The 13259-nt window shown below is 55.2% G+C and carries 10 protein-coding genes and 1 pseudogene; 3 read left to right on the top strand and 8 right to left on the bottom strand.

Annotation, left to right across the window (positions count from 1 at the left end; genetic code table 11):
• The first annotated feature begins 321 nt into the window (after nucleotides 1–321).
• Both FN037_RS06945 and FN037_RS06940 read left to right on the top strand, forming a co-directional pair.
• Nucleotides 322–4644 (top strand): 2-hydroxyacyl-CoA dehydratase, encoded by a 4323-nt coding sequence (locus FN037_RS06945; protein ID WP_142501804.1) that lies wholly within the window; start codon nucleotides 322–324, stop codon nucleotides 4642–4644.
• 126 nt (nucleotides 4645–4770) lie between these two features.
• Complete coding sequence (locus tag FN037_RS06940) at nucleotides 4771–5715, top strand: Rpn family recombination-promoting nuclease/putative transposase (protein WP_142501803.1); 945 nt, start codon at nucleotides 4771–4773, stop codon at nucleotides 5713–5715.
• 40 nt (nucleotides 5716–5755) lie between these two features.
• On the opposite strand, the gene FN037_RS24340 is transcribed toward FN037_RS06940, so the two are convergent.
• Genes FN037_RS24340 through FN037_RS06915 form a run of 6 tightly spaced genes read right to left on the bottom strand, consistent with a single transcriptional unit; the run spans nucleotide 5756 to nucleotide 10458 of the window.
• Complete coding sequence (locus tag FN037_RS24340) at nucleotides 5756–5917, bottom strand: hypothetical protein (protein WP_171034792.1); 162 nt, start codon at nucleotides 5915–5917, stop codon at nucleotides 5756–5758.
• Nucleotides 5918–5925: 8 nt separating this feature from the next.
• Nucleotides 5926–6621, bottom strand: coding sequence for an ABC transporter ATP-binding protein (locus FN037_RS06935; protein ID WP_138358295.1), 696 nt, complete (start codon nucleotides 6619–6621; stop codon nucleotides 5926–5928).
• Nucleotides 6614–7396 carry an ABC transporter ATP-binding protein gene (locus FN037_RS06930; RefSeq protein WP_138358293.1) on the bottom strand — a complete coding sequence of 261 codons (783 nt, stop codon included), beginning with the start codon at nucleotides 7394–7396 and terminating at the stop codon, nucleotides 6614–6616. The genes FN037_RS06935 and FN037_RS06930 overlap by 8 nt, the downstream gene beginning before the upstream one ends.
• Nucleotides 7383–8432, bottom strand: a complete 1050-nt coding sequence (locus tag FN037_RS06925) for a branched-chain amino acid ABC transporter permease (RefSeq protein ID WP_138358291.1) — start codon at nucleotides 8430–8432, stop codon at nucleotides 7383–7385. The genes FN037_RS06930 and FN037_RS06925 overlap by 14 nt, the downstream gene beginning before the upstream one ends.
• Nucleotides 8432–9331: a branched-chain amino acid ABC transporter permease gene (locus tag FN037_RS06920; RefSeq protein ID WP_138358289.1), complete on the bottom strand. Its 900-nt coding sequence runs from the start codon at nucleotides 9329–9331 to the stop codon at nucleotides 8432–8434. Before FN037_RS06920 ends, FN037_RS06925 begins: the two co-directional genes overlap by 1 nt.
• A gap of 20 nt (nucleotides 9332–9351) precedes the next feature.
• Nucleotides 9352–10458 carry an ABC transporter substrate-binding protein gene (locus FN037_RS06915; protein ID WP_171034791.1) on the bottom strand — a complete coding sequence of 369 codons (1107 nt, stop codon included), beginning with the start codon at nucleotides 10456–10458 and terminating at the stop codon, nucleotides 9352–9354.
• Here FN037_RS06915 and FN037_RS24750 point away from each other — a divergent pair.
• Nucleotides 10451–10597: pseudogene (locus FN037_RS24750) on the top strand (hypothetical protein). The gene FN037_RS06915 and the pseudogene FN037_RS24750 overlap by 8 nt on opposite strands.
• Before the next feature lie 483 nt (nucleotides 10598–11080).
• Here FN037_RS24750 and eutC read toward each other — a convergent pair.
• Together eutC and FN037_RS06905 are read right to left on the bottom strand one after the other, a co-directional pair.
• On the bottom strand, nucleotides 11081–11863 hold the full coding sequence (gene eutC, locus FN037_RS06910; protein WP_138358285.1) for an ethanolamine ammonia-lyase subunit EutC: 783 nt from the start codon (nucleotides 11861–11863) through the stop codon (nucleotides 11081–11083).
• Nucleotides 11860–13248: an ethanolamine ammonia-lyase subunit EutB gene (locus tag FN037_RS06905; RefSeq protein WP_142501802.1), complete on the bottom strand. Its 1389-nt coding sequence runs from the start codon at nucleotides 13246–13248 to the stop codon at nucleotides 11860–11862. The genes eutC and FN037_RS06905 overlap by 4 nt, the downstream gene beginning before the upstream one ends.
• Nucleotides 13249–13259: the final 11 nt, after the last annotated feature.

Genomic DNA, 13259 nt, shown 5'->3' with positions numbered 1-13259 from the left:
GATTCTTTACCTGCTAAAATACATCCGCTTAATTTCCGTGTTCGCCTGCGCCTCAGGCGCAATCCCTGAGCGCATCGTTTCCCCATTCTCCAGTTCATTGCTGCCCCGGCGCTTTTTGGCCTCTTTTCCGCCACCGGCTCGCTTATCGATAAGCGAACTGTGCTTTACATGCCGGAAAAATACTCAAAATCATATAAAAAATCTTAACCGAGCGGCATTATATCTATACGTTGTGCGCTTCAGGCCGCTGCGAACCGATGTGCCTGAAGGATAACGCGATATTGAGATAAGGAATGTTTTTTCAAAGGGATTGATATAAACATGCTATCCGCGCCCAATGACTATCTTGCAGGAATCGACGTTGGTTCAACCACCGTCAAACTGGTGCTGCTGGACAGACAGCGGCAACTGATTCATCACGCCTATCAGCGCCACTACGCCGACATCCGTCAAACGCTTTTGGCTCTGTTCGGGCAGCTACAGGAAACCTTTCCGGCACTGACCGTTGTTCCCGTGATTACCGGCTCGGGCGGTCTGGCGCTGTCTGAACTGCTCTCCATCCCGTTTGAGCAGGAAGTTATCGCCAGTTCGAAGACCATCACCACCTTTATTCCGCAAACCGATGTGGCTATCGAACTGGGCGGGGAAGACGCCAAACTCACCTATTTTGACCGTCATTGCGTCGATCAGCGGATGAATAACAGCTGCGCCGGGGGCACCGGCGCATTTATCGACCAGATGGCTTCGCTGCTGGAAACCGATGCGGCAGGGTTGAATCAGCTGGCAAACGACTATCAAACGCTTTACCCCATCGCCTCGCGCTGCGGCGTATTCGCTAAAACCGATGTCCAGCCGCTGATCAATCAGGGGGCGGCAAGGTCGGATATCGCCGCATCAATCCTGCAGGCCATCGTTAATCAAACCATCAGCGGCCTGGCCTGCGGCAAGCCCATCAGAGGCAACGTCGCTTTTCTCGGCGGCCCGCTGTATTTCCTTGATAATTTAAGAAAGCTGTTTATTAAAACGCTGAGGCTGAAAAAGCATCAGGTTATCTTTCCGGACAATCCTCAGTTGTTCGTCGCCATCGGCGCCGCGCTGCTGGCGGAGAAACAGGAGGCGGCGGTCCCGATAAGCCAGCTAATTAACACGCTGCGCGACGCCAGAAAGAGCACTGTTAAAGAGGTCGATCTTCTGCCGCCGCTGTTTCAGACGCAGGCCGACGTTGACGCCTTCCGCGCACGTCATGCCCGAGCCAACGTGGCGCGCATCGCACTGGAAGAGTATCGGGGAGAGGCCTGGCTGGGCATCGATTCCGGGTCAACCACCACCAAAGTCGTTCTGATCGGCGAGAAGGGCGAGTTGCTGTATGACTTCTACGGCAACAACAGGGGCAATCCGCTCAACGTCGTGCGCGAAGTGTTGTGCGACATCTATCGTCGGTTGCCCGCCGAAGTCACCCTCGTCAGGTCGGCGACGACCGGCTACGGCGAACAACTGATTAAAGCCGCATTCCGCGCCGATGTGGGCGAGGTAGAAACCGTCGCCCACTACCGTGCGGCAGAGCAGCTTTTGCCAGGCGTAGAGTTTATTCTGGACATCGGCGGTCAGGATATGAAGTGCCTGTATATTCGTGACGGCGTCATTAACAGCATTCTGCTGAACGAGGCCTGTTCTGCTGGCTGCGGTTCGTTTATTGAGATGTTCGCTCGTTCGCTGAATATTCCCGTCAGCGAGTTTTCGCAACGGGCGCTGCTGGCCGGACGGCCGGTGGATTTAGGCTCCCGTTGCACCGTATTTATGAACTCGAAGGTCAAACAGGCGCAAAAAGAGGGGGCGAGCGTCGCCGATATCTCCGCCGGACTTTCCTACTCCGTTATCAAAAATGCGCTATATAAAGTCATTAAGCTTAAACAGCTCGATATGCTGCCGCAAAAGATCATGGTTCAGGGCGGCACATTCTATAACGAGGCGGTACTGCGCGCGTTTGAAAACCTCACCGAAAGAGACGTCACCCGCGTAGATATCGCCGGGCTAATGGGCGCCTACGGCGCAGCGCTTATCGCGCGGGACCGCGCCAGCGACGGCAGCCCCAGCCAATTATTGCAGCCGGACGAACTGGCCTTGTTCGACGTAGAACAGAGCAGCGAACGCTGCCGCAAATGCAACAACCAGTGCATGCTAACGATCAATACCTTCAGAGATGGCCGGGAGTTTGTTTCAGGCAATCGTTGTGAAAAAGGCGCCCGGATCGAGGTGGCGCCAGACTGCCTGCCCAATCTGTATGAATATAAAGAAAGGCGGGTATTCAACTATAAAGCACTGCCTGAAGAACAGGCGGCGCGGGGAACGGTCGGTATTCCACGCGTGCTCAACCAGTTCGAAAATTATCCCTTCTGGCACACGTTTTTCACTCAACTGGGCTTTCGTGTGGTGCTGTCGCCGCCATCAACGGAACGCCTTTACTTAAAGGGAATCGAAACGATCCCTTCCGAGTCGGCCTGCTATCCGGCCAAACTGGTACACGGCCATATAGAGCATCTGATAGAGCGTAAAGTCGATCGCATCTTCTTCCCGTCCGTCACCTATGAATGGCGGGAAACACCGGGCGGCGATAATCACTTCAACTGCCCGGTAGTCAGCACTTATTCGGAAGTTATTCGCACTAATATCGACGCCATCAGTCAGGGAGAGGTTGCGTTTCATAACCCGTTTATCAACTTTAACCACCTCGCGTCGGTGGAAAAGGTGCTGTTTGACGAATTCAACGCGCTCGGACTGACCCGTAAAGCGGTCAAACTGGCGGTACAAAAAGCCTGGCAGGAACTACAGGCAATGCGGCAGGACATCCGCAATAAAGGAAAAGAGGTGGTTCAGTGGCTGGTGGAAAACGACCGACCCGGCATTGTGCTCGCCGGTCGCCCCTATCACGTCGATCCGGGCATTCATCACGGCATTGACCGCATCATCGTTGAAGAGGGGATGGCGGTGCTGACGGAAGACAGCGTGGCGCATCTGGGTGAGTCGCTGCTACGCCGCCCGCTACGCGTCGTCGACCAGTGGGCTTACCACTCACGCCTGTACGCTGCCGGGGCTTACGTGGCGGCCAGCCCGCAACTGGAACTGGTGCAGCTCACCTCATTCGGCTGCGGCCTTGACGCCCTGACTGCCGATCAGGTGGAGGAGGTGTTAAAGGCCGCCAATAAGGTGTATACCCTGATAAAAATTGATGAGGGCGCTAATCTGGGCGCGATCAGGATCCGCATTCGCTCGCTTAAGGCGGCGATGACCGCCCGACGGCGGCACGGCGTTACCGTCCCGGATACGTCTTACCAGGCCAAAAGAGCGCCCTTTACCGAAGCGATGCGTGACACCCACACCATCCTGGCGCCGCAGATGGCCCCCATCCATTTTGACCTGATTCAGGCTGTTTTCCGTGCCGAAGGCTATCGCCTGCAGGTGTTGCCGACCGTGACCCGATCGGCCATTGAGCAGGGGTTAAAATACGTCAATAACGATACCTGCTACCCTTGTGTGCTGGTCACCGGGCAAATTGTCGACGCGCTGACCAGCGGGCAGTATGATCCGGATACCAGCGCCGCTATTATCACTCAGACCGGCGGCGCCTGCCGGGCCACCAACTATATCGCTTTTATTCGTAAAGCGCTGGAGGACGCGGGCTTTCCGCAGGTTCCGGTCATTTCTCTCAGCGCCGCCGGACTGGAAGATAATCCCGGTTTTCGCTATAGCTTACGGATGGTGAAAAAGGCGGTGATGTCGATAATCTACGGCGATCTGCTAATGAAAGCGTTGCTGCGAACGCGCCCCTATGAGTCTGATCCCGGTTCGGCGCAAAAGCTCTACGAATACTGGAATCAGCGGGTAAAGCAAAATCTTGCGGCTGAAGGCAGCATGGGGCAGTTTAATGCCGACGTGGCGCAAATCGTCGCCGGGTTTGACCAACTCCCGCTGCGCCCGGCGCAAAAACCGAGAGTCGGCGTCGTTGGCGAAATTCTGGTGAAGTATCATCCCGGCGCTAATAACGATCTGGTCGCGCAGATTGAAGCGGAAGGCGGCGAGGCGGTGGTTCCCGATATGCTCGATTTTTTCCTTTCCTGCACTTATGGCACGCGCTACGACCACCGCCAGTACGGGCTGAATTTCCTCAGCATGGCGCGCAATCAGGTGGCCACATCCACCATCCAATGGATGCGCAAGTCGGTAAACAAGGCATTAACCCGCAGTCAGCGCTTCAGCGCGCCCCCGGCTATCGCCGAGCTGGCGGCAATGGCGGAAAAGGTAGTGTCACTGGGCAATCAGGCGGGCGAAGGCTGGCTGCTAACGGCAGAAATGATGGAGCTTCTGGACGCCGGGGTCAATAATATCGTCTGCGTTCAGCCCTTCGGCTGCCTGCCAAACCACATTACCGGGCGTGGCGTGCTCAAAAGCCTGAAGCAGAAGTATCCGGCGGCCAATATTTTCGCTATTGACTACGACCCTGGCGCCAGCGAAGTCAATCAGTTTAACCGCCTGAAGCTGATGATGTCGGTGGCGCAAAACGCCATTGATATCAGAGTCGAGCACGACCCGGAGCCCAAAAGCATTGGTTTGGGTAAACCTTGTCGGCCGGAAAACTCTTCATATTAGGGCATCAGAATCTAAATGCTCCGGTTTATACCGTAATGCCGGGCAATCGGGATTTTACGTAGTAGCAATTGATCCGCACCAGCAGTGGTAACACATACGGGTTATTTTTCAGAGCCAGGGATGATGATGAAGAAAAAGAAAAGCAGCACACCCACCCCCCACGATGCCACGTTCCGGCAGTTCCTGACACAGCCGGATGTGGCCCGTGATTTCATGGAAATTCACTTACCAGCGGAACTACGCGCGATCTGCGATCTCAGCACGCTGAAGCTGGAATCAGGTTCGTTCGTCGAGGATGACTTTCGACAGTACTTCAGTGACGTACTCTACAGCCTGAAAACGTCATCTGGCGATGGATACATTCACGTACTTGTGGAACACCAGTCGACGCCCGACAGACATATGGCCTTTCGCCTGATCCGTTATGCGGTGGCCGCCATGCAGCGCCATCTTGATGCTGGCCATAAGAAACTGCCGCTGGTAATACCGATACTGTTCTATACCGGTAAGCGCAGCCCGTATCCATACTCAACCCGATGGCTGGATGAATTTGACGCTCCGGCGCTGGCAGGCAAACTGTACAGCAGTGCTTTCCCGCTGGTTGATGTGACGGTTATTCCGGATGATGAAATTGCAGGCCATCGCAGTATGGCCGCCCTGACTCTGCTTCAGAAACATATTCATCAGCGGGACTTGGCTGAACTGATCGACCGGCTGGCGCCCATTTTACTGGCCGGATATCTTTCTTCATCGCAGGTGATATCGCTGGTACACTATATATTACAGGCAGGCGAAACATCCGATGCCGAAGCCTTTGTTCGCGAACTGGCACAGCGTGTGCCGCAACACGGAGACGTTCTCATGACCATCGCACAACAACTTGAACAGAAGGGCATCGAGAAGGGCATCGAGAAGGGAATCCAGCAGGGAATCCAACTGGGTGAACAACGCGGTATTGAAAAAGGCAAACTCGAAGTTGCCCGTACCATGCTGCAGAACGGCATCGACCGCAATACGGTCATGAAAATGACCGGCCTGACGGAAGACGATCTGGCGCAGATCCGCCACTAGTCATCCTCTCCTGAATGTCCCTGTCTGACCATCAGCGGATTTATCTGTCGGCCGCTGCCGTTAAAAGCGACATCGAGGTTTGTCCGTAAGAGATAAATGCCGCCGCTTCAGCGCGGTCGCCAGCCAGCGGGGGAGAAACAATGCGCGATTGCGTCAAAACCAACCCAACAACGAGCTTCATGTAGGCAAACGAACCGCGCATTCGCTTCCCTATCCGCCGAGATACATCCGTTTAATTTCCGGGTTTGCCAGCACCTCCGGTGCCGGGCCTGAGAGCATTATTTTCCCGTTTTCCAGCACATAGGCGCGATCGGCGATAGTCAGCGCCGCCGTGGCGTTCTGCTCCACCAGCAGTACCGTAATATTCTCCTCCCGCAGTTGCTTAATGGTGGCGAAGAGTTCCCCGACAATTTTCGGCGCCAGACCGAGGCTCGGTTCGTCCAGCATCAGTAATACCGGTTCGCTCATCAATGCCCTGGCAATCGCCAGCATCTGCTGCTCGCCGCCGCTCATGGTGCCCGCCATCTGATTGCGCCGCTCTTTTAGCCGGGGAAACAGGCTGTACATCCTGTCGCGCAGGCGGGTAAACCCGGCGAGATTATTGTAGGCGCCCATGCGCAGGTTTTCTTCAATGGTCAGGTTGGTGAAGATGCGCCGCCCTTCGGGCACCAGCGCCAGCCCCCGACGCACAATCTGGTGCGTCTGGCTGCGGGAAATATCCTCGTTGAGAAAATTGACCCGTCCTGTAGAGCGCACCAGGTTGACGATACCGTTGAGGGTTGAGGTTTTCCCCGCGCCATTACTGCCGATTAAGGTGACGATTTCCCGGTCATAAATATCAATATCGATGCCTTTCAGCCCCTGAATCACGCCGTAAAAAACTTTTAACTCACGTGCGCTAAGCATAACGAACGTCCCCCAGATAAGCGGAAATGACATCAGGATGTTGAATGGCCTCGGTCATCAGACCGCTAAACAGCGGTTTGCCGTACTCCAGCACCATGACCCGCTCGCACAGCTTGTTAACGAATGGCATATCATGCTCAATTAACAGTACGCTGAGCTGGTAGTCATTACGCATGCGGAAAATCAGATCCGCCAGATCCTCGGTCTCTTTCGGGTTCATCCCGGCTGCGGGTTCGTCCAGCAGCAATAATTTTGGTGATGTCGCCAGCGCGCGGGCAATCTCCACCTTACGCTGGTTACCGTAGCTGAGATTGGTCGCCTGCATATCGGCAAAATGAGCAATGCCAATATCTTCCAGAATCGCCATCGCTTTGGCTTTCGCCGCCCGTTCGGCGGGGAAATAACGGCCAATATGCAGCGCCGCTTCCAGCAGCGAATAGCGGCTGGCGCTATCGAGGCCGACCATCACGTTTTCTAATACCGTCATCGAGTTGAACAGGCGGATATTCTGAAAGGTACGGGCAATTCCGGCGTTGACCACCTGATTCGGCTTTAGTTTCTTCAACGATTTTCCCGCGAGCGTCACGCTGCCGCTGGTCGGCTTGTAGTTAGCGGTAATGACGTTGAACATCGTGGTTTTGCCCGCGCCGTTAGGGCCAATCAGGCCAAAAATTTCCGCTTCGTCAACATGGAAACTGACATTGTCGATGGCCCGCAATCCGCCGAATTGCATCGTGACGTCCTGCACCTGCAAAATGACCTTATTTTGCGCCATGGTCGCGACTCCTTTTGCTCACTTGCCAAATCTCTTTTTTGCCCAGCAGGCCTTCACGGGCGAACAGCATGATGATCAGCAGCAGCAGCGAGAACACCACCATTCGCAGGCCCGGATATGAGCCGAAGTCATGGCCGAAGAACTGCAGCGGCTGATCGAGAAAACGCAGCCACTCCCCGCTACCGACCACCAGCACGGTACCGAGCAGTGCGCCGGTGGTGCTGCCCAGCCCGCCGAGCACGATAATAATCAGCAGCTGGAAGGTGAGCATAAAGTCGAACAGACCTGGGGAGATGGTGGTCAGCAGCGATGCCAGCAGGCCACCGCCGATCCCTTCAAAGAAAGCGCTGGTGGCGAAAGCGCAGGTTTTAATACGAAACGTATTCACCCCCATGGCAATAGCGGCATCTTCATCGTCGCGTACCGCTTTCATCATCCGTCCATATTTCGACCACACCAGTTGCAGGATCATCCCGGTAGCGACCAGGGCGAACAGCCCGCACCAGAACAGCAGATGCGGCTGTTGAGGAATATCGTTGAGACCAATCGCACCGTTGGTGATTTGCGGATTGTTAATGGCGAGGATCTTGATGATAAAGCCGAAGCCGAGGGTCACAATCGCCAGATAGTCGCCGCGCACGCGGAAGACAGGGAAAGCGAGGCATACCGCCAGCGCGGCGGCGCACAAGCCGCTAATGAGCAACGCGGGCAGAAAACTGGCGTGCAGTTCGAGGATCCACGGACTGGGCGCGGCCATTTCAAACATATCCAGCTTGCTGTCGCCGGAGAGGATCAACAGGGCCGTCACGTAGGCGCCAACCGCCACAAATCCGTTGGGCTCCAGCGACAGTTGCCCGGTCACGCCGTTGATCAGGTTGTAGCTGACCGCGAGGATCATAAAGATAAAAATCGTGCTGATGACGCGAATAATGTAGTCATTGAATACCACGTTGATCCCGGCCAGCAGCGCGACGCAGATAACAATAATGACCAGGTTGCGCATTTGCGCCCCGGCGGTAGTTGTAGCGTTGAGCATCAGAAACGGCTCCTTTCCAGACGTTCATCGCCCATAATGCCAACCGGGCGGAACAAGAGGACCAGAATCAAAAACATAAAGGCGAAGGCGTCTTTGTAGCCGCCAAGTTCGGGAAACAGGGCGACCGCCACCACTTCGGTAAAGCCGAGAATAAAACCGCCGAGTACCGCGCCCGTGACGCTGCCTATCCCGCCGAGAACCGCAGCGGCGAAGGCTTTCAGGCCAATCAGCACGCCCATCAATGGGTCAATGGTGGGATAGCTGATAGAGTAGAATACGCCTCCCAGCGCCGCGAGGCTGCTGCCGAGGGCAAACACCAGCGAGATAATGCGGTTGGCGTCAATGCCCATCAGGCGCACGGTATTGACATCGAATGCCACCGCGCGGATCGCCATGCCGTAGCGGGTGCGGTACAACAGCCAGAGGATCGCCAGCAGTAGCAGCACGGTAATCAGCGGCACGATCCACGCCACATTGGTGATAACGACATGGCCAAAAGTGCGGGTATTGTTGAAAAAATCAGGTGATGAAAAGAAGCGTGAACTCCCGCCAAACAGCACGTTGAACAGATTCTCAAGGAAGAAGCTGACGCCGATGGCGGTGATCAGCAGAGAGATTTTTGATGCCTGACGCAGCGGGCGGTAGGCCACCCGGTCGATAAGCATCCCGAACAGGCCGCATAGCGCCAGAGTCAGCAAAATAGCTACCCCGAAGGGTAGCCCAACAGAAGAAAATAAAAACAGGGTGGTAAACGCCCCGACCATCATCACGTCCGCATGAGCGAAGTTGATCAGGCGCAGCACCCCATAAACCATCGTATAACCGATGGCAATCAGGGCGTACATGCCCCCGAGGCTCATTCCGTTGACCACTTGCTGGAGAAAAATGGCACTGTCCATCTGTTATCCCTTATAACGGCTTACGGATTTACCACGCTACGGAACACCAGCTTGCCATCTTTTACTTCATTGATGACCGCGCTGCGGATGGCGTCGCCGTTTTGTAAAGTTAATGTGCCGGTCACGCCCTGGTAGTCCTTGGTGGCGCGAATTTTTTGGTTAACGCAAACCCGGTCGTGCGGATCGCTGCACTGGTTCATCGCGTTGATAATGACGTTATATGCGTCCGCCGCCATCGCGCCCCAGGTATGGGTCGGCTGGTGGTATTTGGCTTCCCAGGCTTTGATGAACGCTTCGCCCTCCGGCGTTTGTTCTTTGGCATTTGGCGAGTAGTAATCGGTAGTCATATAACCGTTGACCGCATCTTTGCCGACCTCAAAAAAGACCGGGTCCGCCGCCAGGCCGTCGCCGCCGACCACCGGTTTTTTCAGCCCCAGCTGTTTAGCCTGAACGGCGATCAGCGCCCCTTCGGTGTAGTAAATCGGCATATAAATCATGTCGACGTTTTTTGCCTTCACGCTGGATAACTGCGCTTTAAAGTCTTTGCTGCCGCCCGGTGCCTGAACTTCGATAGGAATGGTGCCGCCGTTTTTCAGAAACTGCGTGCGGAAGGCTTTCGCCAGGCCGACGGAGTAATCGTTGCTGCTATCAAAGACGATGGCGGCGGTTTTGGCTTTCAGGTCGCGGGAAGCGAGGTTCGCGCCAACCACGCCCTGGAAACTATCGGAAAAGCAGACCCGGCTGACGTAAGGGTGGTTGCGGGTGACGCGATCGTTAGTGGCCGTCGAGGAGACCAGCGGCGTTTTACTGTCGTCAGCGATTTTAGTCATCGCCAGGGTATTGGAGGAGGTGACTTCGCCGATCACCGCATCGACCTTATCACTGGAGACCAGGCGCTGCATGGCGTTAGCTGCTTCAACCTTGTCGCTCTTATCGTCAATGACGATAAGCTTGATGGTGTCGCCATTTTTTAATGTTGGGGTAATGCCCTGAATGATATCCAGTCCTTTTTGTGACGGTTGCCCGTAACCGCTCAGCGCGCCGCTTAACGGTAATACCACGCCGATTTTAATTTCCGCCGCCTGCGCGCTACTCGCACCGATCAACGCGGCAACCAATGTGGCCATTAAAGATGCTTTTCCGGAAAATTTTTTCATTGCTACCTCACCCTCGGTCAATCGATTATTTATGTGTAACCATCAATGACTGCATAACATTGAGAATAATTCTCCAGTTAATCTGGCGAATTATTGGCTGTTATTTTGAATAGATAACGAAATATACTCTCAATAATTTGGACTGCATGAACACAGTCAATGCACATGCAACCTGAAGTATCACGGGCATATTTAATGCGCAACTTTACCTTACAACGATTGTTTCACTTTTACTCATGCAATATTCTTATATCCTAATTAAGAACCTATCCCATTAGAGCTATTTTGCTTGTCATTTTGAACCTGGGCAGTGCTCAGAATCCTCACGTACTGCGTGTACGCTCCGGTTCATCCGCGCTGGCCGTGTTCAAACTGTCTGCGCCAATAACGCCTGGTGGGATAGGCTCTAATTCAATTGCCAGAACAAAACGGTTATCCGTTATGAACGCTGAAAAGTAGTGGCCGCTAAGGGCGGGCCTCATGAATGAGCAGAGTCACTCTGAAGCCAATACACCTGTAATTTGAAGTATGACGAATATAAATAAATTTTATCTGTCTTGATTAATAATAAAGCAGAACTCTCATTTCCTTGTTATTTATTATCGATATTGCCCAGCGGCTTTATTTTACCATGCAGCGCCGGATTATCACTTTCATCTTTCAGGCGCACGCCGGTCAGTCGTCGTAAGAATGCCTGCTCCAGCAGCCACGCCAGCTTAAATGCCGCCGCTTCGTAGCTCAGCCCTTCCGGGCGAATATTGGAAATACAGTTGCGCTCCGACTCCAGCCGCTGACGATGCGGCTGCCAGGTTAAATAAACCCCGAGACTGTCCGGCGAAGAGAGCCCCGGGCGTTCGCCAATCAAAATCGCGACCGCTTTGGCCTTCAGCGTTTCGCCAATATCATCGCCCAGCGCCACCCGCGACTGGTGCGCAAGCACCACCGGCGCGAGGCTCAGGCCTAGCGTTTTCAGGTAAGGAAGCAGGGCGCGGATTAGCGGCACGGCCTGACGATGCACGGCGTATGACGACAGCCCGTCGCCGATCACCAGCAGCAGATCGGCCGGACGCACGCCGCTGGCGGCCAGATCGGCGCGGCTCTTTTCGTTCAGACGTCGTCCGAGATCCGGGCGATTCAGGTAGACATGACGATCGCTGGCGGCACTGTGGACGGTCAGCGATGAGAGCCCCAAATCGGCCAGCGGTTGTTCCAGTTGTTCACTGACGAAGGGCTGGTGAATCGCATCGCGCGCGCGGGCGTGCGCGAGGCCGAAATTCAGCACTTCACGGGTTGGCAGACTGGCGCCGCTACGGCCCAGCGCAATCCGCGCATCGGTAAATTCACGCAATGGGCTCCATGCGTCGAGAGGATTCATACCGGTTCTCCTTGCGGCAGGACGGAAAGCAGCGGATGACGCGCGTCGGTCAGGCGCAGCGCGCCGTGCGGATCGATAATTTGCATCCTGGTTAGCCAGTCGGCGAACTCAGGCGCGTGCTTTAAACCCAGCAGACGGCGAGCGTATAGCGCATCGTGAAAGGAGGTGCTTTGATAGTTGAGCATAATATCGTCAGCCCCCGGTACGCCGATCAGAAAGGTTAGCCCGGCGGCGCACAGCAGCGTCAGCAGGGTATCCATATCATCCTGATCGGCTTCGGCGTGATTGGTATAGCAGACGTCGCAACCGATAGGCAGGCCCATCAGCTTGCCGCAGAAATGATCTTCCAGCCCGGAGCGGATAATTTGTTTACCGTCATACAGATATTCCGGACCGATAAAGCCAACCACCGTATTGACCAGCAGCGGCTCGAAGTGGCGGGCGACGGCGTAAGCGCGGGCCTCGCAGGTCTGCTGGTCAACGCCGTGATGCGCATTGGCGGATAGGGCGCTGCCCTGGCCCGTTTCAAAATACATCACATTGTTGCCGATCGTGCCGCGGTTAAGGCTGAGGGCGGCTTCTCTGGCTTCCTGAAGTAGCGCCAGATTGATGCCGAAACCGCTGTTGGCGGCTTCGGTTCCGGCCACTGACTGAAACACCAGATCCACCGGGACGTCACGCTCAATCAACTGCAAGGTATTGGTGACATGAGTCAAAATGCATGACTGGGTCGGGATCGCGAAGCGTTGGATAATATCGTCCAGCATATGGTTAAGCTGCGCCAGCACCGGCAGGCTATCGCTGGCCGGGTTGATGCCGATCACCGCATCTCCGGCGCCGTATAACAGTCCGTCGAGCATACTGGCGGCGATGCCTTTCATATCATCGGTCGGGTGATTTGGCTGCAGGCGCACGCTGAGGCGCCCCGGCAGGCCGATGGTATTGCGAAATCGGGTGATAACCCGGCATTTACTGGCAGCCAGGATCAAATCCTGATTGCGCATCAGCTTGCTAACCGCCGCCGCCATCTCCGGCGTTATCGCCCTCGCGACCTGGCCCAGTGCCGACTCGTCGGTGGCGTCGTCGAGCAGCCAGTCGCGAAAATCGCCTACCGTCAGGTGACGAATCGCCGCAAAACCGCTGGCGTCGTGAGTATCGAGTATCAGTCGGGTCACTTCATCCTGTTCGTAGGGAATCAACGGATTATCAAGAATTTCCGTTAACGGAACGTCCGCCAGCGCCATTTTGGCCGCCATTCGTTCTTCGGCAGAGTCGGCGATAACGCCCGCCAGCGCGTCGCCAGAACGCGCCGGGGAGGCTTTCGCCAGCAATGTTTTCAGACTATCAAAATGCCATACCTGGCCCGATAGCGTGGTTTTATACATGCCTCAACTCC

Source organism: Klebsiella sp. 2680 (assembly GCF_900198535.1).
Classification (GTDB): Bacteria; Pseudomonadota; Gammaproteobacteria; order Enterobacterales; family Enterobacteriaceae; genus Klebsiella; species Klebsiella indica.
Note: the sequence above shows the minus strand (reverse complement) of the source record. Positions and strands in the feature narration are given on the sequence as shown.